The sequence below is a fragment of the Congregibacter sp. genome (genome assembly GCF_965660375.1).
Taxonomy (GTDB): Bacteria; Pseudomonadota; Gammaproteobacteria; order Pseudomonadales; family Halieaceae; genus Congregibacter.
In genome coordinates this window covers 1-23,837 of record NZ_CBFHZO010000106.1, presented here as the reverse complement: position 1 = coordinate 23,837, position 23,837 = coordinate 1, and the positions used below count along the sequence as shown (strand labels likewise).

Below are 23,837 nucleotides of genomic sequence, written 5' to 3'. Positions count from 1 at the left end.
TTTGCGGGCGGAGCTGCAAAGTCTCCAGGCCATGGCGAAGCTGTCTTCGAAGGACGTGGAGCAGCGTGCAGAGGCTATCGCCCTTATTCTTGCAGCCCCTACGGACGCGGCGCTGAAAGCGCTGGCTGCGCGGGAGTCGCTGGAGCCGGATCCTGCGCTACAGGATCAAATCGCCATCGGTCTGGCGCTGCAAGCCCTGGCTAAGGGTGATGCACAGAGCATAATGAGAGGGCTGCAGACCCTCCAGGGACGGGTTGATCCCACAGTACGCGCCGCCTTAATGGAGCTGGAGTCTCGCCAGAAACTGCCTCAGACAATCCGAGAGGAAGCGAGTCGTCTTCTTGCACTGGCGGAGAACCGGCTCCTGTGGCTGAGTCGTCTGGAGTCCCTGTTTTTCGGGCTGAGCCTGGGCTCGGTGCTGCTGCTCTCTGCTGTGGGCCTCGCCATCACCTTTGGTGTGATGGGGGTCATTAATATGGCCCACGGTGAGCTCATCATGCTCGGTGCATACACCACCTGGGTTCTCCAGCAGCTACTCCCGGCACAGCCGGGTACCGCGCTGCTGCTGGCCATACCGGCGGCCTTTCTGGTGTCTGCACTAGTGGGTCTCATCATCGAGCGGGGAGTGATCCGCTTTTTATATGGTCGTCCCCTGGAAACCCTGCTGGCAACCTTTGGTATCAGCCTGATTCTGCAACAGGCGGTGCGCTCAATCTTCTCGCCGCTCAACCGCTCGGTGCTCACGCCCGAGTGGCTCGCGGGATCCTGGGAAATTACCACGGGGCTGTCGCTTACCTACAATCGCATGGCCATACTGCTGTTTTCGCTGCTGGTATTTGCCGGTTTACTTACGCTGATGCGCTATACGCGCCTGGGTCTTCAGGTACGGGCGGTAGCTCAGAACCGCGCCATGGCGCGTGCGCTCGGGGTGCGCAGCGCACGGGTAGATGCGCTCACCTTTGCTCTGGGTTCCGGTGTCGCGGGTGTTGCAGGTGTTGCGCTGTCACAACTCACAAACGTGGGGCCGAATCTGGGGCAGTCCTATATTATTGATTCCTTTCTGGTGGTGGTTTTCGGCGGTGTGGGCAATCTCTGGGGTACGCTGGTGGCAGCGTTCTCCCTGGGTGTGGCCAATAAAGTGATCGAGCCCGCTGCGGGTGCGGTACTCGCCAAAATATTTTTGTTGGTGTTCCTGATACTTTTTTTGCAGCGCAGACCGCAGGGTTTGTTCCCCGGCACGGGTCGTGAGGACAGCCACTGATGTCCGCTAAGGCTTTGTTTAACCGTGACCGCGCCTGTGGGCTGACCGTCACCATTCTTCTCGGTTTGGCGGTCGCCGTGCCCCTGTCGAACCTGTTGTTACCCCAAGAGTCCATGTTTGCGCTATCCAGCTACAGCGTGTCGCTGCTGGGCAAATATCTGTGCTATGCCTTGCTGGCCTTGGCGCTGGACCTGTTGTGGGGCTATGCGGGGCTCCTCAGTCTTGGGCATGGCGCATTTTTTGCCCTGGGCGGCTATGCCATGGGTATGTATCTCATGCGTCAGATCGGCAGCCGCGGAGTGTATGGAGATGCAGAGTTACCGGACTTCATGATCTTCCTGGATTGGCAGGAGCTCCCCTGGTACTGGTTGGGCTTCGACAGTTTTCCCTTCGCCATGGTGATGGCACTACTGGTTCCGGGAACCCTTGCTTTGGTGTTCGGTTGGCTGGCATTCCGGTCCCGGGTTGGCGGGGTGTATTTTTCCATCATGACCCAGGCCATGACCTTCGCGCTAATGCTGGCATTCTTTCGCAACGAAATGGGGTTCGGGGGTAATAACGGTCTTACGGACTTTAAAGACGTTCTGGGTTTTGATTTACAGTCGGAGGCGGTCCGTTGCGGCCTCTTTGTTGTTACGGCGCTTGCACTCCTTGGGAGCTACCTCGGCTGTCGCAAAATGCTAAGCACGCGTTTTGGCAGCGTGATCATCGCTCTGCGCGACGGCGAATCGCGGGTGCGTTTTCTGGGCTACTCCGTCGCCAGCTATAAATTGGTCGTGTTCGTCGTCTCTGCGATGCTCGCCGGTCTCGCCGGTGCGCTTTACGTGCCACAGGTGGGCATTATTAATCCCGGCGAATTTCAGCCGCTGAACTCCATTGAGATAGCGATCTGGGTGGCAGTCGGGGGGCGGGGCACACTCCACGGCGCTATGCTTGGCGCTGTCATTATCGCGGCGGCGGAAACCCTGCTGACCGCGCAGTTACCGGAGCTGTGGTTATTCGCTCTGGGTGCGCTGTTCCTGCTGGTGACTCTGTTTCTGCCTCGAGGATTTGTGGGTCTTCTGGGGGGGCGGCAGTGATTGAGTCCATCGACACACGTCATGGCGTGATTCTGTATCTTGAGGATGTGAGCGTCAGTTTTTCTGGATACAAAGCACTGAACAGCTTGTCTCTCGCGGTGGATCGCGGGGAACTGCGCTGCCTTATCGGTCCCAACGGCGCGGGGAAAACAACGCTCATGGATGTGATCACGGGAAAAACCCGGCCGGACCAGGGGATGGCCTATCTGGGGCAGGACATTAATCTTCTGGAGCATGACGAAGCGACCATCGCGCGCCTGGGTATAGGCAGGAAATTCCAGAAACCTTCCGTGTTCCCCATGCAATCGGTTCGCGAGAATCTTGCCCTTGCTGTTAAGGGTAATCGCGGTCCCTGGGAGGCATTACGCTATCGACAGAGCACGGAGGACGAGGATCGCATTGCGTCCCTGTTGACAACAATTGCCCTGGAACCTGTAGCGTATAAGCTGGCGGGCGGTTTGTCCCATGGCCAGAAACAGTGGCTGGAGATCGGTATGTTGCTGGCGCAGGAGCCATCGCTGCTCCTCATAGATGAACCCGTGGCGGGCATGACGCAGCAGGAGGCGGAACGCACAGCGGAGTTGTTGCAGTCGCTGGTTCCCGAGAGGTCCGTGGTCGTGGTGGAGCACGACATGGTGTTTGTGCGCTCCATTGCCCGCAAGGTTACGGTGCTTCACGAGGGCGCCGTGCTCATGGAAGGGAGTATCGATGAGGTGCAATCCGACGGGCGGGTGCGAGAGGTTTACCTGGGCGAAGCATGCTAGGCATTCAGGGGTTTAATCAGTATTACGGCGCGAGCCACACGCTGCGAGACGTGGAACTCAACGTCGACAGGGAGCGTATATTTTGTCTCATGGGACGCAACGGTGTGGGGAAAACCACGCTGCTCAACAGCGTACTAGGGCTGCTCCCTGCCCGCAGTGGCAGCATCACTCTGGCGGGAGAGAGTATTGAGCAACTGGGCACCGAAGATCGGGTAGGGCGGGGTATTGCCTATGTGCCCCAGGGACGGATGATTTTCCCCGATCTTACCGTGATAGAAAATCTTCGCGTCGCTCTGGCAGGGCGGCGTGATCGCGAGACCAGGATACCCGCGCAGATCTTTGAGTTCTTTCCTGTGCTTGCGGAAATGGCCAATCGTCGCGGTGGTGATTTGTCGGGAGGGCAGCAGCAGCAGCTGGCTATTGGCCGGGCGCTGGTTCTGGAGCCGCAGATTCTGCTGCTGGATGAGCCTTGCGAAGGCATCCAGCCCAATATCGTGCAACTCATTGGCGACGTGATTCAACGCCTTCGTTCAGAGCGGAAGATCAGCGTGTTGCTAGTGGAGCAGAAGCTGCCCTTCGCCCGGGCAGTGGCCGATGATTTTGCCATCATGGATCGGGGACAGATTGTGGCTCAGGGAGCCATGGATGAGCTTTCCGATGCGCTGGTCGAGGAGTATCTGACCGTCTGACCCGCACCAGTGCATGCGCTGAGACCGTTTGTTCAAAAAGGTGGCACGAACAGCTTCACTCGCTAAGACGGGGGACGCTCGCTACGCTATTCGCGCCACCTGGCCTAACAATCCAGCGAGGTTCGGCGTCCAACTCTCGCTACGACCGAGGACTGCCACCACTATCTGTGAAGCGAGCGTCCCCCCCCACTTAGCGAGTGAAGTAAATAGTGGTGACAGCCCGTAATTACAGGCGCGGTGGTTATGAGTCAGAACCCCTTAAGAGTAGCGTGAGGTGCGGTCACCGTATGTTATGCGTGTGAAGTTACCCCGGCTAGACCAGAAAACTGGTTCAGTGAGACGGATTGCCACAGTGTGAAAGCGCTCGCTGGCTTATACTGCGCTTTTTTTTGGAGGCTTCCCCATGGATGATGACAAAAGCCGCCAGGCAGCAAGAGATGCGGCGCTGCGCTATCACGCCTACCCCAAGCCGGGGAAACTGGAGATTCGCGCGACCAAGCCCCTGGCAAACGGTCAGGATCTGGCCCGGGCCTACTCGCCGGGTGTTGCAGAGGCCTGCCTCGAAATCGTCAAGGACCCTGCCACGGCCGCGGACTATACGGCCCGGGGCAATCTGGTGGCGGTGATCAGTAACGGCAGCGCCGTACTGGGCCTTGGTAATATTGGCGGTCTTGCGGCCAAGCCGGTCATGGAAGGCAAGGCCGTGCTGTTCAAGAACTTTGCCGGCATCGATTGTTTTGATATCGAGCTCAATGAATCTGATCCGGAGAAGCTTGCGGATATCGTCTGCGCCATGGAGCCGTCCTTCGGTGCGGTCAATCTTGAGGATATCAAGGCTCCCGACTGTTTTATCGTGGAACAGCGTTGCCGCGAGCGGATGAATATTCCGGTATTTCATGATGACCAGCATGGCACCGCTATTGTCGTGGGCGCTGCGGTGACCAACGCGCTGCACCTGGCGGGCAAGCGCTTCGAAGATATCAAGATCGTCTCCACCGGCGGTGGTGCTGCCGGCATTGCCTGCCTCAATATGCTGTTGAAGCTCGGTGTAAAGCGCGAAAACGTGTGGCTCTGTGATGTGCATGGCCTGGTCTATGAGGGTCGCGCTGAAGATATGAACCCGCAGAAAGCGGCCTTTGCCCAGGCAAGCGACCACCGCACCCTTGGTGATGTAATTGACGATGCGGATTTGTTCCTCGGCCTGAGTGCGCCCAAGGTTGTTACTGCCGAGATGGTAGGTCGTATGGCCTCCCGGCCGGTGGTGTTTGCCCTGGCTAACCCGGTGCCGGAAATACTTCCCGATGAGGTCCGTGAAGTCGCCCCCGACGCCATTATCGCCACGGGCCGCTCCGACTACCCCAACCAGGTAAATAATGTTTTGTGTTTTCCCTTTATCTTCCGCGGTGCGCTGGATGTGGGTGCTACGGAGATCAACGATGCAATGCAGCTGGCCTGCATTGACGGTATCGCGGCCCTGTCCCGGGCGACCACCAGTGCCGAAGCCGCGGAGGCCTATCGTGGCGAGCAGCTGGTTTTCGGCGCCGATTATCTGATTCCCAAACCCTTTGATCCCCGACTCATGGGGGTCGTTGCCAGTGCGGTGGCGAGCGCGGCCATGGAGACTGGCGTGGCCACCCGCCCCGTAGAGGACCTGGTGGCCTATCGCGAGCGCCTTGACGGCTCGGTGTTCCGCTCGTCCATGATTATGCGTCCGGTTTTTGCTGCCGCGGCTCTTTCGAAGAGACGCATCGTATTTGCCGAGGGTGAAGACGAACGGGTGCTGCGCACGGCGCAGGTGATTGTCGAGGAGATGACGGACCTACCGATTCTCATTGGCCGACCGGAAATCATTGCCCGGCGCTGCGAAAAAGCAGGTCTGACAATCAAGCCCGGAGAAGACTTTGAAGTTGTGAACCCCGAGGACGATTCCCGCCATCGCAGGTACTGGGAAGCCTACTTGCAGCTAATGTCGCGACGGGGCGTTACCCCGGATCTTGCCAAGGTCATTATGCGCACCAACACCACGGCTATCGCTGCGATCATGGTTTACTGTGGCGACGCCGACAGCATGGTCTGTGGTAGTTTTGGACAGTATCTCTGGCATCTTAATTATGTACGGCAGATTCTTGCCTATGATGGTGCGCACCCTCGTGGTGCTTTGTCATTGATGATTACCGAAGATGAGCCACTGTTCATCGCTGACACTCATGTACACCCTGAGCCGACTCCGGAGCAGATTGCGGACACGGTAATGGCCGCGGCAAATCATGTGCGTCGCTTTGGTATGAAGCCGAACATCGCGCTCTGCTCCCACTCGCAATTCGGCAACCTGGATATTGATAGTGGTCGTCGCGTGCGTCAGGCCATGGCGATTCTCGAGGCCCGGGAGCCGGATTTTGCCTACGAGGGAGAGATGCACATCGACTCCGCCCTTGATCCAGACCTGCGGGCGCGGATTTTCCCCAATTCCCGCCTGCAGGGTCCTGCGAACGTGTTGGTGTTTGCCTACGGCGATGCCGCTTCCGGGGTTCGGAATATATTAAAAATGCGCGGCGGCGCCCTGGAGGTGGGTCCCATTCTCATGGGGATGGGCAACCGTGCTCATATCGTTACGCCGTCCATCACCGCGCGCGGGCTTCTGAATATCTCAGCGCTGGCGGGTACCGATGTTACGCACTATGGTTAGGGTCAAAGGCGGTTAGGGTCAAACGCGGTTAGGGTCAAAGGCGGCTGGCGTCGCCCGCGACGGTGACAGCGTGGTAGAAGCGGTATTGCGCCGCGAGACATACCGGTCCAGCCACAATAATGCCCAGGCCAAAGGGTATGCTTGCGGCGACGCAGATCACCGCGAGCACGAATGCCAGTACAAAATAGCTCCAGAAATGCGCGTGGAGAAGCTTGCGGCTGGCTTCCATGGCGGGCCAGAAATCCATTTTCTGATCAACGATCATCAGGTTTGTAAAACCATAAACGATGATCAGATACAGCCCCGGAAGTACCAGAAGAAGCAGTCCAATGCTGATGAAGACGGACATTAGCAGTGAAGCAATCACCAGGGGCACAAAGGCCTGAAAGCCGTCAAAAAGATTTGTGATGGTGATGGCTTCTCCGCGCTCCAGACGGATGATCATGCTGTACAGACCGGCCAGGAGAGGAGGGTAAACCAGCGCTCCCGCGAAGGGGATGAGCCCTACTACGCCGCAGATGACAGCCATGAGAATCGTGGCGCCGGAGAGGAGCAGGGGTTCCTGCTTGTAGAGAAGCCAGCCGTCTCTCAGGCAAGTGCCGGCGTCAGGGAGTGAGGTATTGTTCATGATCCAAGGCTAGCATAGCCGAACTACCTGGTGGCAAGTCTTGCGCTGCCCTGGTCGCCAGTGGCAGCGAGCCAGTCAGGCGGACTTAGCCGACGTCTCCCAGTGATAACCCGAATCCCCGAGGAAACAGGGGGGGGTAATTTCCACTTTCAACGGACCCGGCGTCCTTTGGCCAGGCAAAGGCCAGGCGGCCCTGAAAGTCGTAGTCACCAAACAAAAGGTCGGAGATGCCCTGTCCCTCGGATCCAGGGAGCCATGCCGCAATGAAAGCGTCACTGGCCGCAAGCTCGGGAGCGACGGGTAGCGGTCGCCCGGAGACCAGAATGGTAACTACGGGGATACCCTTTGCCGTGATGCTCTTGATCAAGGCCAGATCCTCAGGGTGAGCAACAGCGTGGTCAAGAGTCCTTCCATAGGGCTCCAAAACTTTCATCTCTCCCCGGATTTGTGAGCCCGCCTGAACAATAACATCGTCACCGGGACGAACATCGCCCATGCCTTCCGCGTAGGGTTTTTCGCCAATGACGACGACGGCTACATCATAGCGTTCAGGGTCTGCGTCTTTGGCGAGGGGATCATCAGACAGCACTGCGTGGGGGGCAAGCTCTTGAATACCCTCCCATACCGAGGTGCCGCCCTCGATGCTGTCATTATCTTCCGCTCCCTGCCAGGCAATGGTAAATCCGCCACACTGATGCCCACGATTATGCGCACTTTTACCTGCCACTAGAATTCTGGCGCTGCGCTCAATAGGGAGTGCCGCGTTACTGTTTTTAAGCAGAACCAGTGATTTTCGTACCGCTTCCCGGGCCAGTTTTCTTTGCTCAGCACCACCAAAGCCCGGATGGTTTGACCAGTGACGCTCCGATGGCCGAGGCTTGTCGAACAGGCCAAAGGCGAATTTCACTCGGAGGATACGTCGCACGGCATCGTCAATCCGGCTCAAAGGCACGCTGCCTTTTTCGACGTGAGTGCGCAAATGACGAATAAATTGTTGCCAGTCCACCGACACCATGAACATATCAATACCGGCGTTCACGGACATGCCCACGGCGTCGTAATAGCTTTTTGATAGATAGTCGATACCGTCCCAGTCAGAGATAACAAATCCCTCAAAGCCGAGCTCCCCTTTAAGTACCTCGGTGATGAGTTGGCGGTGTCCGTGGCACTTGTCGCCATTCCAGCTGTTAAAGGACGCCATTACCGTGAGGACGCCGGCATCGATAGCGGGGCGATAGGGGGCGATGTGCGTGGTTAGGAGTTCGTCGCGGGTGGCGGTAGTCTCACCCTGGTCAATACCGTGCGTGGTACCACCGTCGCCCACCCAATGTTTGACGCAGGCAACAACGCCGTCTTCTCCAAGATTCCCTTGCATACCCTGAACAAAGGGCGCGGCATAGCTGCCCACTAGCACCGGATCCTCCGAATAGCTTTCGTAGGTGCGTCCCCAGTGAATGTTTCGAGCTACCGCCAGCGTCGGTGCGAAGGTCCAGTCAACGCCGGTCGCAAGGATTTCCCTCGCTGTTGCCTGGGCTACCCGTTGGATCAGATCCGGGTCTCGGGTCGCCCCAAGGCCTATATTGTGAGGGAAGACAGTGGCGCCGCGTACGTTTCCATGACCGTGAATGGCATCCACGCCGTAAAGCAGGGGAATCGCCAGATGTTCTTCATCAGCCTCCATGGAAGCCATCCAGTAGGCATCGTTCATATCGACCCAATCAGCCGGCAGGTTAGCCCCAGGGCAGGATCCGCCGCCGCTCAGAACTGATCCGATATGGAACTCCTTTACGTCCTGAGCTGTGCAGGCCATTCTCTCTGGTTGGGTCATCTGGCCGATCTTTTGATCGAGATTCATGGCTGCCAGAAGTTGCTCGACCTTTGCTTCGAGGGCTGCATCTTTCAAAGGATTATTCACAGTGAACCTCCCATGGGCCTCAAGCGTGTACTTCGAACTCAGCCCACAGGGGGGCGTCGGAGCTGCCACCGATCCAGACGTGAAATTGCCCCGGCTCAGTTACCAGCTGCATTTTTCGGTTGTAAAAGGCGAGATCATCCGTATGAAGTCGAAAACTGATTCGCTGACGCTCGCCGGGCTTCATGCGGACGCGCCTGAATCCCTTGAGCTCTTTCACGGGGCGTGTCACGTTGCCTACCAGGTCGCGAACGTACAGCTGAACGACTTCTTCGCCCGCATGGCTCCCCATGTTTACGATGTCTGCCGATACGTCGAGACTTTGTCCCATGGCAATGGAGTGGTGGGATGTGGTGATCTTGACGTACTGAAACTTACCGTAAGACAGGCCATACCCGAAGGGAAACAGAGGTTTGTAGCCGGCATCCAGATGGAAAGAGGTCATTCCTAAAGATGTCTGCGGTGCCCTGGGGGGAACTTCATTGATATCCACGCAGGTTTCGTCCGTGGCCGGGCGGCCGGTGTTTTTCTGCGCGTAGTGGATAGGAACCTGGCCTACAACTCTTGGGAAGGTCACCGGTAGTTTACCCGAGGGGGACTCCAGGCCGAAGAGCAGATCTGCGATTGCCGGTCCGCCCATGGTGCCCGGATGCCAGGCATAGAGAACGGCGTCCGCATGTGGGAGCAGGGGTTCGATGGTAAGCGGACGTCCGGCCATGATTACAACGATGACGGGTTTGCCCGTGCTTGCGGCCGCTTCGATAAGCGCCTGTTGTTGTCCGGGTAAATCGATACTGGCGCGGGAGTGCGCTTCTCCGGACATGAAAGCTTCTTCACCAACAACGATTATCGCAGCATCTGATTGATTAACGGCGCTGATCGCTTCGGCAAAGTTGTCGTCGCTTGCGGCGCGTGTGGTTTCCAGCGCTTTGACGTAATTTATCTCAACTGTTCTACCGATAAGTTCCGTGATTGCCTGGCGACAGGTTACCGACTGTGACGCCTCGCCATCGAATACCCAGGTGCCCATTTGCTCAAAGCCGTCATCCGCGAGGGGGCCCAGAAGGGCAATGGCATCGAGCTTCGCCGGAGAAAGGGGCAGGGTCTGCTGCGCATTTTTGAGAAGGACGCAGCTCTGCATGGCAGCCTGCTTTGCAGCTTTCAGATTCGCTTTGTTTAAAAACTCCGGATGCTGCGATGGGTCCGTATAGGGCTGTTCGAACAAACCCAGTGCAAACTTCAAGCGCAACACGCGCTCCACCATACCGTCGATTTGTTCGAGGCTTATTTTTCCTTCATCCACCATGCCCTCGAGATGGTCTCGATAGGATGTGCTGGCCATTTCCATATCTATGCCGGCCATAGCGGCTTCGTAGGCAGCCTCTTCATCATCGTGGGTGAATCCGTGAACGCTCATTTCCACGATGGACTCCCAGTCGCTGACGACCACGCCCTGATAGCTCCATTCCTCCCGAAGTACTTGCTTCATTAGCCACTGGTTGCCTGTCGCCGGTACACCGTTAAGGTCACAAAATGCAGACATAAAAGAAGCAGCACCCGCTTCTGCTGCGGCCTTGAAAGGCCGTAAATAGACATTGCGCATTTCGTTTTCCGGGATGTTGGCTGTGTTGTAGTCACGGCCACCTTCAGCGGCGCCATAGCCTGCGAAGTGCTTGGCGCAGGCGGCAATGGAGTCCGGTGACGATAATGAGTCGCCCTGAAAGCCTCGCACCATTGATGCTCCAAGCACGCTGCAGAGGTATGGATCTTCGCCGAGAGACTCTGCTATGCGCCCCCAGCGGGGATCCCGCGTGATGTCGATCATGGGGGCAAAAGTCCAGTTAATACCCGAGCATACCGCCTCTTCAGCACTGACACGGGCACCTGCTTCTATGATTGCCGGGTTCCAGGTCGCCGCCTGCCCGAGGGGGATTGGAAATATTGTTTTGAATCCGTGAATGACGTCCCGGCCCATAAGAAGAGGAATGCCAAGGCGACTTTCTTCCACGGCGATACGTTGAAGCTCGTTTACTATGTTCACGTCCGGTTCGTTGAGCACCGACCCTACCTGCCCACGACGAATGCCATCAGCCAGTTCGTCAGGGATCCAGCCGCCCCCGGCCTGGAGTTGGCTCATCTGCCCGATTTTTTCGTCGAGACCCATGGCTTTGAGCAGGTCGTGGACGCGGTTGTCAACGCTGTCACTCTGCTCATGATTGTCTACAACAAGCTCGGTAGCTGCTTCGCCGTGCATTTGTAGTTCTCCACTGTCGTTGCGGGCTGATTTTGGACTGGTGCACCGCAGTGGCGACTGTCCATTGTGTGTATCCTACCTTCAAGAGGTTCTTCGAATGACGGGTGCGCAACGCCCCCGCCGAAGACGGTATGCAGGAAGATATCGCTGCTGAACTGCAGGGCAACCAGTTTCGGCTGAAGTGGGTCTGCATTGCGCCAGAGCGGACCGTACCTGGCATTGGATGCCCGGGTGAAGCGGCTCGGTCAGCGACACTGTGATCTGGGTTCTTTTCACGCGAATGCCCGCCCTGTCCCGGCGGGAGTCCCCTTCGGCGCATGGTTATTGTACCCTTCGGGCGGCCCCATAAGATCAGGGCGAAGAGCGATGTGAGTCTGCTTGTACCTGCGTTGACCGCAACCCAATAAAAACACTAAGAAAGGCTGTCTATGATTAACGAGAAACTCTCGTTTCGGGAGAAGTTGGGTTACGGACTGGGCGATACCGCGTCCAACTTTTTCTTTCAGGTTTTCAATCTTTTCCTGATGTACTACTACACCGATATCTTCGGGCTGCCGCCCGCGGCGGTGGGTGCTATGTTTTTAATCACCAAAATCATTGATGCAGTCAGCGATCCGGTTATGGGACTTATCGCCGATCGCACCAGCTCCCGTTGGGGTAAATACCGACCTTATCTGCTCTGGGGGGCTGTCCCCTACGGTGTCTGTGGCTACTTGATGTTCGCAGGCTCTCCGGATATGTCGCCCACGGCAAAACTCGCCTATGCGTACGTGACCTACACTCTGATGATGCTTGCTTATACCGTTATCAATGTACCTTACTCGGCGCTTATGGGCGTGATCTCGCCCTCTTCAATTGAGCGAACAAAGGTAGCCGGGTACCGCTTTATTTGTGCTTTCGCGGCAGGTTGGCTCATTGCGACCTTTGTGGGGCCTTTAAAAGGGCTGCTTGGCGGCGGGGACGAGGCCGCCGGCTTTCGCCTCACAATGATTATCTTTGCTGTGCTTTCTGTGTTGCTGTTCTGGTTTACATTTGCGACGACGAAAGAGCGCGTTGTTCCTCATGTAGTTAGGAGTAACGTGCGTTTGGACGTTAAAACGCTGCTATCAAATGGCCCCTGGGCAGTACTATTCGCATCGGCCATTGTTACCCTCATGAATATAGCGGTTCGCAACGGATCTCTTCTTTACTACTTTAAATACTACGTCGGTGATGACGGCACTCCGATCTTTCTCATCTTTGACAAAACCGCCGTGTTTTTATCCCTGGGACTCATCGCCATGATCGGCGGTATTCTTTTAACGCGATATCTGGCGGTGCATTTTGAAAAGCGCGCGTTGATGATCGCGTTGACGCTGCTTAACGCGCTCACCATGGCGGCGTTCTTTTTTATCCCGCCGGATCAGTATTGGTTAATGATTCTTTTCAACTGTATCGGCTCGTTTCTTATCGGCCCCACACCAGCGCTCGTGTGGTCCATGTACGCTGACTGCGCAGATTATGGTGAGTGGAAAAGCGGCCGCCGTATCACGGCTTTGGTGTTCTCTACCGTACAGTTTGCCCAAAAGATGGGCCTCGCTGTGGGCGCCGGACTTTTGGGCATCATTTTGGGTGCCTTTGGCTTTGTTGCAAACGAAGCGCAGTCGGATACCTCGATGATGGGTATTCGCCTGATGTTTAGCATTCTTCCTGCGGCACTGGCGATACTGGGTGCGACGTTCATTTTCTTCTACCGCATCGACCAAAGGATCATCGAGGAAATGGAGGAGGCGCTGGCACAACGTCATGCGAACGAGGCAGCGTCCTGACTACCCCATGAGTCGCTCGCCGGGGATTAGATAGTTGCACCCATCAGCCGAACGCCTTAATAATTCGCTTCTCGGAGAGGAACGTTTTACGCGGTTCTGGGTTCTCCAGCTGTGCGGATGGTCTGGGCTGTCCGTCGTCAGTTACTTTAGTCTCAACCTTTGGTACGACCAGCCCGAGGTTGCCTATTTGGCGCACAACGTGGTGCAGTCTCTGCTGGGGGTGATGATCTCCTGGCCGCTTCGCTTTGTCTACAGACGAGTCTGGGAGGTATCCCTATTCGTCAGAGTCGTCTGTATTTCCACGGCGGTGGTGGCTTTTGCAAGTTTCTGGTCAGTTCTTAGGCTCGCTTTCTTTCAATGGATGACCGGAACCACCGGACTTTGGTCCGACTTCGGCGGCTGGCTGTTTCCATCAATATTCATTTTTATGTGTTGGACCGCGCTGTATCACGGATTCAAATATTATCGGCTGGCAGGTCAGGAACACGAGGCTTTGCTGCGCATGGAGTCCGCCCGGAATGGTGAGGCCGCACGGGCCGCTCGCGCAGAGACCGCGGCTCGGAACGCCCAACTCGAAATGTTGCGCTACCAGTTAAACCCCCATTTTCTTTTCAACACGCTTAATGCCTTGCAAAGCCTTGTAGCTACCAAGCGTAACGCGCCGGCCGCGCAAATGATCAACGCACTCAGTGATTTCTTGCGCTATTCCCTGTACAGCGACACTAAAGACTTTGTGTCCGTTGCAGACGAGTTGGCGGCTATCGAGCTGTACCTGGTTATTGAGCAGGTTCGCTTCGGCGAGCGCTTAAGCGTGGATCTCCGTGCGACGGAAGAAGCCCGCACACAACTGCTCCCCAGTATGCTCTTGCAACCACTGGTAGAGAATGCGATTAAGTATGCAGTGGCCAAGTCGGAAAACGGTGGCACAGTGCAAGTAGATGCCTACTGCGATGCGACGCATTTGAACATTGATGTAACTGACTCAGGATCGGACGAGGGAGAGATTGAAGTGTTGGAATCCTCAGGTGTAGGGTTGAGCAATATTCGGCAACGTCTCGATGCGTGTTACGCAGGGGACTGTGACTTCAGTCTTGATTCTACGCCTGAGGGTGGAACGCGAGCATCATTGCGTATACCACTGCAAAATGAGGGGGTTCTTACGTGACGCTCCGGGTCCTGGTTGCGGACGATGAGCCTCTGGCACTGGAACTGCTTGTGGCCTTGCTTAGAGACATGGCAGATGTAGATGTTGTCGCTACTGCATCCGGAGGCCGGGAGGCCCTTAAAGCCATTCAGGTACACCGTCCGGATTTGCTGTTGCTTGATATTGAAATGCCCGGGATTAACGGCTTTGGCGTTGTTGAGGCGCTGCAGGCGGATGACTACATGCCGCTGGTGATTTTCGTGACGGCGTTTAACCAGTACGCGGTGCAAGCCTTTGACAAAAACGCGGTGGATTACATTCTGAAACCTGTTGATGTCGGTCGTTTGGAGAAAGGGCTGTTCAGGGCGAGAGAGCGTTTGCTCCATGGTTCCAAGGCGCAGCTTTTAAGCGCGATCACGGCGATGGGGCTTCAGCAGGGGCAGAGGCCGTTGTCCGTGCAGGAGGCTCTCGAGCATCATTCCGAAGCGGTCGGCCGTTTGCCGGTGCGGCAGGGTGATGCCGTGAAGCTCCTGGAGCTCGATGACATCGAGTGGGTGGATGCGGCGGGGGACTACATGTGTGTTCATTCGGCGGGCGAAACGCATATTCTTCGCTGTACCATGAAGCAGCTGTCTGAACGTCTGTCTCTGGGACCCTTTGCGCGGATTCATCGCTCCACGCTGGTAAATCTCAACAAGATTATTGAGATTACTCCGCTGACGAAGGGGGAGTGTCTTTTGCACCTTGATGAGAACACGCGCTTGAAAGTCAGTCGTAACTATCGTTCGTCTATTCAGCATCTACTGGTCTAAATCCACCGGTGCGAGTCCAGCCGAACTCCGGTAAAACCCCGTTTATCGCAGCCTGCCTTCTCATAAACGGGCGCTTGTGCGATGTTTTCCTTTCAAGTAGCCCAGTGGTGGGGTCCTAATCATGAAAAACCGTGAAGCCGGTGTTGCGCGTCTTCATTTTCGGAGGAGGGGTGCTGATGTAAACAGAGCTGCGATAGCTTTGGTTGCTTATGTGTCTTTTGTGATCCGGCGGGTACCGAGCGTGTTTTTGGGTCTAGTCTGCTGTGGCTATGTCCTGGGTGACACCGTCGACGATAAACATGCTGGAGCGTCATCTGAGTTTCTCAATGCGGGGTTTTCCGAGCAGACGGTATGGGCGGTCAATGTGGGCGGCGGGCTGTTCGAGTCGCGAGCCGGAGATACGTTTGCTGCCGACGATTGCTCTCTGGGTGGTGCCGCTTGCCTGAACACAGAAACAGTTATCCGGACGCAAAACCCGGCGCTCTATGAAAGTTTTCGCGAGGGCAATCAGCGCTACTCCCGATCGGTACCCGACGGCCAATACACGGTCGTGTTTTTCTTCACCGAAGTTTCCGCAGAAGCTGGCCAGGAAAGAATATTCGATGTTCTCGTCGAGGGCGACGTTGTTTTAGACGACTTCAGCGTCTTCCGCACAGCGGGTGGCAGCACCCAGGTTGCGGTAACTCGCGCCATAACCGGTATCGAGGTTAGTGATGGGGTCTTAGACATCGAATTGACTTCGCGGGCTGACAACGCATTACTCAGTGGTTTTCTGGTTCGATCTGCCCACTACGGTTTAGGGGATTGGAAACTGGCCTGGTCCGAAGAGTTTAACGGTACCCGGCTGGATTCCAGCGTTTGGACAACCGAGTTATGGGAGCCCGGACACGTCAACAACGAGGATCAGGTATACACCGCGGATGAAAGAAACCTGCGCCTTGAAAACGGCACGCTGGTCATCGAAGCGCATTACGACGAGGGCGCGGTGCCGGCCTATTCTTCAGCGCGGGTTCATTCCGGTGCTCAGCAGGATCTTGTATACGGGCGGGTAGATATTCGCGCCAGGGTTCCCGAGGGACGCGGCCTCTGGCCGGCTCTGTGGTTTTTCCCCACAGATCCCTATCGCTACGCGACCAACTGTACCGCCGAGGATGCAGATGTAAACGATAACGCCCGCTGTGATGCCTGGCCAAACTCCGGGGAGATGGACCTGATGGAGCATGTGGGACATGAGCCCGGTGTGGTCCACGGTACCGTGCACACGAGGGACTATTACTTCAAGCTGGGTAATCAGATCGGACAGTCAATTGTCATCCCTGATCTGGGCGAGGCGTTCCATACCTACAGCCTGGTATGGGGGGCAAATGCTTTGGGCATGTACGTTAACGGCCAGCGTTACTTCTCCTATTTTAACGATGGTTTGGGCTATACCCAGTGGCCTTTCGATCACCCTTTTCATGTGATTCTGAACCTCGCGATCGGAGGCGATTGGGGGCGCGCCGGCGGGCCTATCGACGACAGTATTTTTCCTCAGAGCCTTGAGGTGGATTTTGTGCGCATTTATGGCCCACCTCATTCCCGGTAAAGCTGCGGTTTCAGGGGTTAGGCGGATTTAAGAAGCTCGGCCCGGACAAACAGTGCCAGGCAGTTATCCAGCATGCGGTTGGCAAAGCCCCACTCGTTGTCATACCAGGCCATGACTTTAACGAGCTTGCCATTCACTTTGCTGTGGTTGGCGTCAAACACGCAGGAGGCGGCGCAGTGATTGAAGTCGATGGATACAAGAGGGGCGGTATTCACGTCCAGCACCTTTGCGAGGGGGCCCTGTGCGGCGGCGGTCATGATTTCATTCACCTCCTCGGCGGTGCTGTCCCTCTCTGCAATGAAACTCAGGTCCACCAGAGAAACATTAATCGTGGGGATACGTACGGCCATACCGTCCAGGCGCCCCTTGAGCTCCGGTAATACCAGATCAATAGCGGCAGCGGCGCCGGTCTTGGTGGGTATCATGGATTGGGTTGCCGCTCGGGCCCGGTAGAGGTCGCTGTGATACACATCCGAGAGCTGCTGATCATTGGTGTAGGCGTGTATGGTCGTGACATACCCCTTGGTGATGCCGATTGCTTCGTGGAGAGGTTTTACCAAGGGGGCAAGGCAGTTGGTGGTGCACGACGCGTTGGATACGACTCGTTCTTCACCGCTCAAGATGTGGTCATTGATGCCATAGACCACTGTGGCATCAGCGTCAGCGGTGGGTGCAGAAACCAGAACCTTGCGTGCCCCCGCACTCAGGTGTCGGGCGGCTGCATCGCGGCTGGTAAACACGCCCGTGCATTCGCACACAACATCGATGTTCAGGGCTCTCCAGGGGAGTTGGGCGGGGTCTCGTTCACTGAAAACGCGTATACGCTGCTTGCCGACGATGAGGTCGTCGCCGTCGGTAGCAACGGTGACGGGAAAGCGACCATGGACAGAATCGTACTGGGTGAGATGGGCGTTGATAGCGCTGTCACCCAAGTCATTGATAGCGACAACCTCAATGTGACTGGCAAGTTCAGCATCGCGCTCCACCAGTGCTCTGAGAATGTTACGACCGATTCGTCCGTATCCGTTGATTGCAATGCGCAGCATGTCATTGTGCCTCCAGAAGTATTTTGACCATAAAATTACATTTTAGAGCGCTAAAACAGATCAAATTTCAAAATTTATGTAGTTTTAGTAAAAATTATGACACCATAGCCCCTCACCCAGCCACGCGATTAGCGGATGTGACAGACGCCCAAGACGACAACTTGCTCCATGAACTCGGCAGCGCTGCCCGGCGTCTGACTAAGTCCGAGCGACGTATTGTGGATGTGATTCTGAACGACCCCAGGGCAGCTACGCGTCTGAGTATTGCTGCTCTGGCGGAAAAGGCAGCGGTGAGTGAGCCCACGGTCAACCGCTTTTGTCGCAAGTTTGAGCCTCGGGGATATCCCGAATTTAAATTGCGCCTGGCGCAGTCGCTGGTTCTCGGATTACCCTACGTAAGCTCATCCATTGCCCCCGATGATGAGACCGGCACCTTCACCACCAAGATTCTTGATAGCGCGGTGATGTCCTTGCGTGCCCTGGGGCAGCAATTACCTCCTGCGTTGGTCGACTCGGTGGTCGAGCAGCTCATAGCAGCACACCATATTTTCTTTTTCGGGCTGGGTATTTCCAGTGCCGTCGCGCAGGATGCGGAGCACCACTTTTTTCGCTTTTCTCTGCCCGTAACAGCACATGCCGATGTGCTGATGCAGCGTATGCACGCTGCGGCAGCGCGCGTTGATGACGTATTTTTTATTATTTCGCACACCGGTCGCACAAGGGATCTCGTAGACATCGCCAATCTCGCAACAGCCCGGGGAGCCACGGTCCTTGCCCTCACTGCGGCGGCATCACCACTGGCGAAGGCCAGTAGCCTGGCCATTGAGTTGGAGGTGTCGGAAGATACCGATGCCTACATGCCCATGACCTCGCGTCTTGCACACTTGGTGGTGCTTGATGTGCTCGCTGCCGGGGTTTCGCTGCGCCGGGGTGAGGCGTTGCAGCCACACCTGCGCGCTATTAAAGAAAGTCTGCGTGCCACCCGTTTTGCGCCACAACCCGAAGGTAAACACCGATCATGAGCTCTGATACACCCGAGGCCAGGAACGATAATACCCACCCCTACCGTAGCCTGCGCAATAACGTCAGCCTCTTGGGCAGCATGCTGGGGGAGACCATGGCTCAAAGTCATGGTGAGGAGTTCCTTGCCAGCGTGGAGCGTATCCGATTGCTGTCAAAGTCTGGCAGTAATGGCGAGGACGGAAGCTGGGAGCAATTGGAAGCCTTGCTGGCAGGTTTTGAAACCGAGCAGTTAGGACTGGTAGCGCGGGCTTTTGCGCAGTTTTTGAATCTCGCTAATATTGCAGAGCAGCATCACGGCCTGTCTCGGGAAATGGACGCGGTGAATTCAGCGAGTCGAACACTCGCAGGCGTCATGGAGCTGCTCAGTCAAACGGGATTGGATGCCTCTGCAGTCCAACAGTTGGTCTCGGATTTGAACATCGAGTTGGTGCTCACCGCGCATCCTACGGAGATTACCCGGCGTTCCCTCATTCACAAGTACGAAGAGATTCAGCGCTGTCTCGGCCAGCTGGAGTCTCCGGGTCTTACGAACTACGAACGGAATCGTATGGACCGACGACTCCGCGAACTTATTGCCCAGTTGTGGCATACCCACGAGTTTCGCGAGAACAGACCCAGCCCCGTGGACGAGGCTCGCTGGGGGTTTGCGGTGGTGGAAAATTCCCTGTGGCAGGCGGTGCCGGATTTTTTGCGCAGGCTCGACGATGCATTGTTAGCAGCGACGGGTGAGCGTTTGCCCTTGAATGCGGCGCCGGTACAGTTCTCTTCCTGGATGGGAGGCGATCGTGATGGTAATCCGTTTGTTACAGCCAAAGTCACCCGGGAAGTACTCCTCCTCGGTCGGTGGCAAGCGGCAGCCCTGTACCTGAAGACCGTGGACCAGCTCGTACAGGAGCTATCGATGATCGAATGCAATGATGCCCTGCGAGAGTTAGTAGGCGACACTCGAGAGCCTTATCGTCGCGCCATGAAGGATCTGCGCGAGAGACTGCGCAGTTGGCTTTCAGCCCTGGAAGCGTTCCTTGATGATCGTCCGGCCAATAGCGGAGACCTCATTCGCGACGTGGAAGAAATATCCAGGCCTTTACTTCTCTGTTACCAGTCGCTCTGCGATTGCGGTATGGAGCGCATTGCCGATGGCACACTCCTCGATCTGCTGCGCCAGGTCCGTTGTTTTGGCATCAATCTGGTCCGCCTGGATATTCGCCAGCACTCCGAGCGTCATAGCGCAGCGTTATCAGAAATCACCGAGTGTCTCGGGATGGGGCGCTACGATGACTGGGGTGAGGAGAAACGCAGGAATTGGATCGAGGCTGAGCTGAAAAACCCCAGGCCGCTCATACCGCAGCACTGGTCACCGAGCGAGGATACGCAGGAGGTCCTTGATTGCTGCGCCGTGGTGGTGGACCAACCGGCGGACGCTTTAGCCTGTTACATCATTTCCATGGCCCGTCAGGCCTCGGACGTGATGGCTGTGCGCCTCCTTCTAAAAGCAGCCGGAGGGGGAGACAGTCTGCCCATCGCTCCTTTGTTTGAAACACTCGATGACCTTGATCGTGCTCCCCAGGTCATCACAGATCTGTTGGCCGCAGAGCAGGCTCTGGGGCGCTTACCCGAGCAGCAAATGGTCATGATCGGGTACTCGGATTCTGCGAAGGATGCGGGCATCCTCGCTGCAGCCTGGGCCCAGTATCGTGCCCAGGAGGCATTATTAAAGGTGTGTGATGACGCAGGCGTGCGATTGCAGCTGTTTCATGGCCGTGGGGGCACCATCGGACGGGGCGGTGCGCCCGCCCATGATGCGCTTTTGTCTCAGCCGCCGGGTTCCCTGGAATGCGGTCTTCGCGTAACCGAGCAGGGTGAGATGATTCGTACCAAGCTGGGTATGACCGGTCTGGCGGTAAAAACCCTCGCGCTGTACACCAGCGCTGTACTCGAGGCGCGCACGGCTCATCCGCCAACGCCCAAGCCCCACTGGCGGGACACAATGGATCGGCTCGGAGGGTACTCCTGTGACGAGTATCGGGCGGTGGTCAGAGACGATCCGCGTTTTCTTACCTACTTTCGTCAAGCGACACCCGAGGGGGAGCTGGGCGCGCTGCCCCTTGCTTCCCGTCCGACCAGTCGTAAAAAGGATGGCGGAATAGAATCCCTGCGCGCCATTCCCTGGATTTTTTCCTGGACGCAGAATCGCCTCATGTTGCCATCATGGTTGGGAGCAGGCGCGGCGCTGGCCAGGGAGCTTGAGGAGCAGGGGGATGCCGTCATTTCAGAGATGTTTGAAGCATGGCCCTTCTTTGCAACGCGCATGCAGATGTTGGAGATGGTCTACAGCAAGACCGACTCCCGGCTTTCGGCTCACTATGACGACCAGCTGGTCAGTGAGGAGTTGATGGACATCGGCGCGCGCTTGCGTGGTCAGCTGGATAAGGATGTGCGCACGGTGTTGAAGGTGTTGGGTCAGGAACGTTTACTTGAAAAGCTCCATTGGACACGAGAGTCGCTTGAGCTTCGCAATATTTACACCGTCCCCTTAAACGTATTGCAGGCCGAGTTGCTTGCCCGTCTTCGTCGCAATGCAGATGAACAGACGCGTCAGGCCATAATGATTAGCATCGCCGGTGTCGCTGCCGGAATGCGCAACACAGGCTGATCGCGAGGTCGGTCTTAGCGAGGTATACATGGTTCAACTACACAGCACCGTAGAAAAAGTCACCGAGCAGATTAATGCCCGTAGCCGCGGGCCGCGGCAGGATTATCTTGACCTCATGGCGCGGAGTAGGGATCTTCGCCCGCAGCGCGGGCAACTGTCCTGCGGCAATCTGGCCCATGGTTTTGCCGCTTGTGGTGATGACGACAAAGACAGCATTCGACTGATGGAGTCCTCAAACATCGGTATCGTAACTGCCTATAACGACATGCTGTCTGCTCATCAGCCTTACGCTGACTACCCGGATAAGATTAAGGCTTACGTTCGAGCGGTAGGCAGTACCGCCCAGGTTGCGGGCGGGGTTCCGGCAATGTGTGACGGCGTGACCCAGGGTCAGACAGGCATGGAGTTGTCGCTGTTTAGCCGGGATAACATTGCCCAGTCCACGGGGATTGCCCTGTCTCATCACATGTTTGACGGCATCGTATGTCTGGGGATCTGTGACAAGATCGTGCCCGGCCTCATCATGGGCGTGTTACGTTTTGGCCATTTGCCGGCCCTTTTTATTCCTGCAGGCCCCATGCCCTCCGGTCTGCCCAACGCTGAAAAAGCTCGGGTAAGACAGCTGTTTGCCGAGGGTAAGGTGGGGCGGGAAGAGCTCCTTGCCGCCGAGTCCGCGTCCTACCACAGCGCCGGCACCTGTACCTTTTACGGTACGGCCAATACCAATCAGGTGGTGATGGAGGCCATGGGGCTGCAGTTACCCGGTGGTTCCTTCGTGAATCCGGGTACCCCACTGCGAGAGGCGCTCACTCAAGAGGCGTCGGAACTGATTACCCGCATTACTGCCCAGGGTCGTGACCCTCGCCCTCTCGCGGAAGTCATCGATGCGCGCTCCTTCGTTAATGCCATTGTTGCGCTGTTGGCATCCGGTGGCTCGACCAATCATACGATTCATTTGATCGCCATGGCGCGCGCGGCGGGCCTTGTTATCAACTGGGACGACTTTTCAGAGTTGTCGGCGGTGGTGCCTCTGTTGGCCAGGGTTTATCCCAACGGTCAGGCGGACATTAACCACTTCCATGCGGCAGGAGGAACAGGTCTTCTGTTCCGGGAGCTTCTGGAAGAAGGGATGATGCATGGAACGGCTGGCACCGTTTGGGGCGATAGCTTTCAGGACTACAGTCAGGAGCCTTATCTGGACAGTGACAAGCTTGCTTGGCGGCCCGCAGCAGACAAGAGTCTCGACACTGACGTTCTGAGTACGAGGGCGGCGCCATTTTCTCCCGAGGGCGGTCTGCGTTTGCTGGAGGGTAATTTGGGTCGTGCGGTGATCAAGGTGTCGGCGGTGAAACCCGAGCATCGAAAAGTGGTGGCGCCCGCCGTCGTTATTGACAGTCAGGAAGCGCTTGCCGAGAAGTTTGCAGCGGGAGAGCTTGAGCGGGACTGTATTGTGGTCGTCCGATTTCAGGGGCCCAGAGCTAATGGGATGCCGGAGCTTCACAAGCTGACCCCCTTGCTGGGCTCTTTGCAGGACAAGGGTTTCTCCGTGGCGCTGGTGACCGATGGTCGGATGTCCGGTGCGTCAGGCAAAGTGGCTGCAGCGATTCACGTAACTCCGGAAGCGGCCATGGGCGGCGCCCTCGCGCGGCTGAAGGACGGCGACATGCTCACGCTGGACGCGATGGCGGGCGTTTTAAGTTGTGATGTTGCGGGTTTTGATGAGCGGCCGCTGGCTCATGCCCCCCGGGACAGTGAGGCGGGTGTTGGCCGTGAACTGTTCAGCGTGTTCAGGCAAGTTGTGACCACGCCAGAGGCGGGAGCCTCAGTGATTTTTGGTGAGGAGTTTTAAGGGTGGCAAAGGCCTGGCATCTTTTGGCTGACATCGGTGGCACCAATGCCCGCTTTGCCCTGGGAGATGTGAGTACGGGCGCCATCAGCGACCATCTCACGGTATCCGTGTTGGAGCATCCGACTTTTACCTCGGCATTGCAGATGTACCTGGCGTTCGTTGGGCAATCGGGCAACTGGGAGAAACGCCCCGTTGACGGCTGCCTGGCAGTGGCCTGTCCCACTGATCGCGAGCATGTGGCCTTCACCAACAGTGACTGGGTTATCGATCGAAAGGACCTCGGTTTTAGCCTCGATATTCCAAAGCTCAAAATCATTAATGACTTTGAAGCCATAGGCTATGCGGCCGCGAGTTTCGCTGAAGGGGATTGGGAGCAATTAGGGAACGGCAAAGCCGTTCCAGATAAGGCTATTGCAGTACTCGGCCCGGGCACCGGACTCGGCGTCTGTGCCGTGTTACCGGGCACAGCGAAACCCATGGTGATCCCCGGGGAGGGCGGCCATGTGGACTTTGCCCCGGTGGGAGACGAAGAAATAGAGATTATGCGTCTGTTGCTGACTCGTTATCGGCGCGTGTCAGCGGAGCGCGTGCTGTCCGGCGCGGGACTGCAGAATATCTACTGGGCACTGACACAATTGCACGGG

At 56.8% G+C, this 23,837-nt stretch carries 17 protein-coding genes; 13 read left to right on the top strand and 4 right to left on the bottom strand.

Annotated features, from left to right (window positions below):
• From urtB to ACTG3T_RS10555, 5 genes are all read left to right on the top strand, one after another.
• A partial coding sequence (urtB, locus tag ACTG3T_RS10575) for an urea ABC transporter permease subunit UrtB (protein ID WP_439102240.1) occupies window positions 1–1,261 on the top strand: 1,261 nt, incomplete at its 5' end.
• Window positions 1,261–2,340, top strand: coding sequence for an urea ABC transporter permease subunit UrtC (gene urtC, locus ACTG3T_RS10570; protein ID WP_439102239.1), 1,080 nt, complete (start codon window positions 1,261–1,263; stop codon window positions 2,338–2,340). The genes urtB and urtC, both read left to right, overlap by 1 nt.
• Window positions 2,337–3,104 (top strand): urea ABC transporter ATP-binding protein UrtD, encoded by a 768-nt coding sequence (gene urtD, locus ACTG3T_RS10565; RefSeq protein WP_439102238.1) that lies wholly within the window; start codon window positions 2,337–2,339, stop codon window positions 3,102–3,104. The genes urtC and urtD overlap by 4 nt, the downstream gene beginning before the upstream one ends.
• On the top strand, window positions 3,098–3,793 hold the full coding sequence (gene urtE, locus ACTG3T_RS10560; RefSeq protein ID WP_439102237.1) for an urea ABC transporter ATP-binding subunit UrtE: 696 nt from the start codon (window positions 3,098–3,100) through the stop codon (window positions 3,791–3,793). Before urtD ends, urtE begins: the two co-directional genes overlap by 7 nt.
• Before the next feature lie 403 nt (window positions 3,794–4,196).
• Window positions 4,197–6,479 carry an NADP-dependent malic enzyme gene (locus tag ACTG3T_RS10555; RefSeq protein WP_439102236.1) on the top strand — a complete coding sequence of 761 codons (2,283 nt, stop codon included), beginning with the start codon at window positions 4,197–4,199 and terminating at the stop codon, window positions 6,477–6,479.
• A 34-nt stretch (window positions 6,480–6,513) separates the two neighbouring features.
• On the opposite strand, the gene ACTG3T_RS10550 is transcribed toward ACTG3T_RS10555, so the two are convergent.
• The 3 genes from ACTG3T_RS10550 to bglX all read right to left on the bottom strand — a co-directional run bounded on the left by ACTG3T_RS10550 (window position 6,514) and on the right by bglX (window position 11,273).
• Window positions 6,514–7,107, bottom strand: coding sequence for a hypothetical protein (locus ACTG3T_RS10550; RefSeq protein WP_439102235.1), 594 nt, complete (start codon window positions 7,105–7,107; stop codon window positions 6,514–6,516).
• 85 nt (window positions 7,108–7,192) lie between these two features.
• Window positions 7,193–9,022, bottom strand: a complete 1,830-nt coding sequence (locus ACTG3T_RS10545; RefSeq protein WP_439102234.1) for a glycoside hydrolase family 3 protein — start codon at window positions 9,020–9,022, stop codon at window positions 7,193–7,195.
• 19 nt (window positions 9,023–9,041) lie between these two features.
• Complete coding sequence (gene bglX / locus ACTG3T_RS10540; protein ID WP_439102233.1) at window positions 9,042–11,273, bottom strand: beta-glucosidase BglX; 2,232 nt, start codon at window positions 11,271–11,273, stop codon at window positions 9,042–9,044.
• A gap of 428 nt (window positions 11,274–11,701) precedes the next feature.
• On the opposite strand from bglX, the gene ACTG3T_RS10535 reads away from it, so the two are divergent.
• The 4 genes from ACTG3T_RS10535 (at window position 11,702) to ACTG3T_RS10520 (ending at window position 16,622) form a co-directional block, all read left to right on the top strand.
• Window positions 11,702–13,081, top strand: a complete 1,380-nt coding sequence (locus tag ACTG3T_RS10535; RefSeq protein WP_439102232.1) for an MFS transporter — start codon at window positions 11,702–11,704, stop codon at window positions 13,079–13,081.
• Between the two features lie 34 nt (window positions 13,082–13,115).
• The gene (locus tag ACTG3T_RS10530) at window positions 13,116–14,246 is read left to right on the top strand and encodes a sensor histidine kinase (protein ID WP_439102231.1); all 1,131 of its coding nucleotides are present in this window, start codon (window positions 13,116–13,118) and stop codon (window positions 14,244–14,246) included.
• Window positions 14,243–15,037 (top strand): LytR/AlgR family response regulator transcription factor, encoded by a 795-nt coding sequence (locus tag ACTG3T_RS10525; RefSeq protein ID WP_439102230.1) that lies wholly within the window; start codon window positions 14,243–14,245, stop codon window positions 15,035–15,037. The genes ACTG3T_RS10530 and ACTG3T_RS10525 overlap by 4 nt, the downstream gene beginning before the upstream one ends.
• 241 nt (window positions 15,038–15,278) lie before the next feature.
• Complete coding sequence (locus ACTG3T_RS10520; protein ID WP_439102229.1) at window positions 15,279–16,622, top strand: malectin domain-containing carbohydrate-binding protein; 1,344 nt, start codon at window positions 15,279–15,281, stop codon at window positions 16,620–16,622.
• A 17-nt stretch (window positions 16,623–16,639) separates the two neighbouring features.
• On the opposite strand, the gene gap is transcribed toward ACTG3T_RS10520, so the two are convergent.
• Window positions 16,640–17,668, bottom strand: a complete 1,029-nt coding sequence (gap, locus tag ACTG3T_RS10515; protein WP_439102228.1) for a type I glyceraldehyde-3-phosphate dehydrogenase — start codon at window positions 17,666–17,668, stop codon at window positions 16,640–16,642.
• Window positions 17,669–17,805: 137 nt separating this feature from the next.
• Between gap and hexR the strand changes: the two genes are divergently transcribed.
• The 4 genes from hexR to ACTG3T_RS10495 form a co-directional block, all read left to right on the top strand.
• Window positions 17,806–18,690, top strand: coding sequence for a transcriptional regulator HexR (hexR, locus tag ACTG3T_RS10510; RefSeq protein ID WP_439102227.1), 885 nt, complete (start codon window positions 17,806–17,808; stop codon window positions 18,688–18,690).
• Window positions 18,687–21,344, top strand: a complete 2,658-nt coding sequence (gene ppc, locus ACTG3T_RS10505; protein ID WP_439102226.1) for a phosphoenolpyruvate carboxylase — start codon at window positions 18,687–18,689, stop codon at window positions 21,342–21,344. The genes hexR and ppc overlap by 4 nt, the downstream gene beginning before the upstream one ends.
• A 28-nt stretch (window positions 21,345–21,372) precedes the next feature.
• Complete coding sequence (gene edd / locus ACTG3T_RS10500) at window positions 21,373–23,193, top strand: phosphogluconate dehydratase (protein ID WP_439102225.1); 1,821 nt, start codon at window positions 21,373–21,375, stop codon at window positions 23,191–23,193.
• Window positions 23,194–23,195: 2 nt separating this feature from the next.
• Window positions 23,196–23,837 (top strand): glucokinase (locus ACTG3T_RS10495; RefSeq protein ID WP_439102224.1); only part of this gene is annotated, 642 nt, incomplete at its 3' end.

Excerpts from the sequence above, each read along its gene's own strand:
- gap (WP_439102228.1), bottom strand. The coding sequence starts at position 17,668 with ATGCTGCGCATTGCAATCAACGGATACGGACGAATCGGTCGTAACATT.
- ACTG3T_RS10535 (WP_439102232.1), top strand. The coding sequence starts at position 11,702 with ATGATTAACGAGAAACTCTCGTTTCGGGAGAAGTTGGGTTACGGACTG.
- urtC (WP_439102239.1), top strand. The coding sequence starts at position 1,261 with ATGTCCGCTAAGGCTTTGTTTAACCGTGACCGCGCCTGTGGGCTGACC.
- bglX (WP_439102233.1), bottom strand. The coding sequence starts at position 11,273 with ATGCACGGCGAAGCAGCTACCGAGCTTGTTGTAGACAATCATGAGCAG.
- urtE (WP_439102237.1), top strand. The coding sequence starts at position 3,098 with ATGCTAGGCATTCAGGGGTTTAATCAGTATTACGGCGCGAGCCACACG.
- ACTG3T_RS10550 (WP_439102235.1), bottom strand. The coding sequence starts at position 7,107 with ATGAACAATACCTCACTCCCTGACGCCGGCACTTGCCTGAGAGACGGC.
- edd (WP_439102225.1), top strand. The coding sequence starts at position 21,373 with ATGGTTCAACTACACAGCACCGTAGAAAAAGTCACCGAGCAGATTAAT.
- ACTG3T_RS10555 (WP_439102236.1), top strand. The coding sequence starts at position 4,197 with ATGGATGATGACAAAAGCCGCCAGGCAGCAAGAGATGCGGCGCTGCGC.
- ppc (WP_439102226.1), top strand. The coding sequence starts at position 18,687 with ATGAGCTCTGATACACCCGAGGCCAGGAACGATAATACCCACCCCTAC.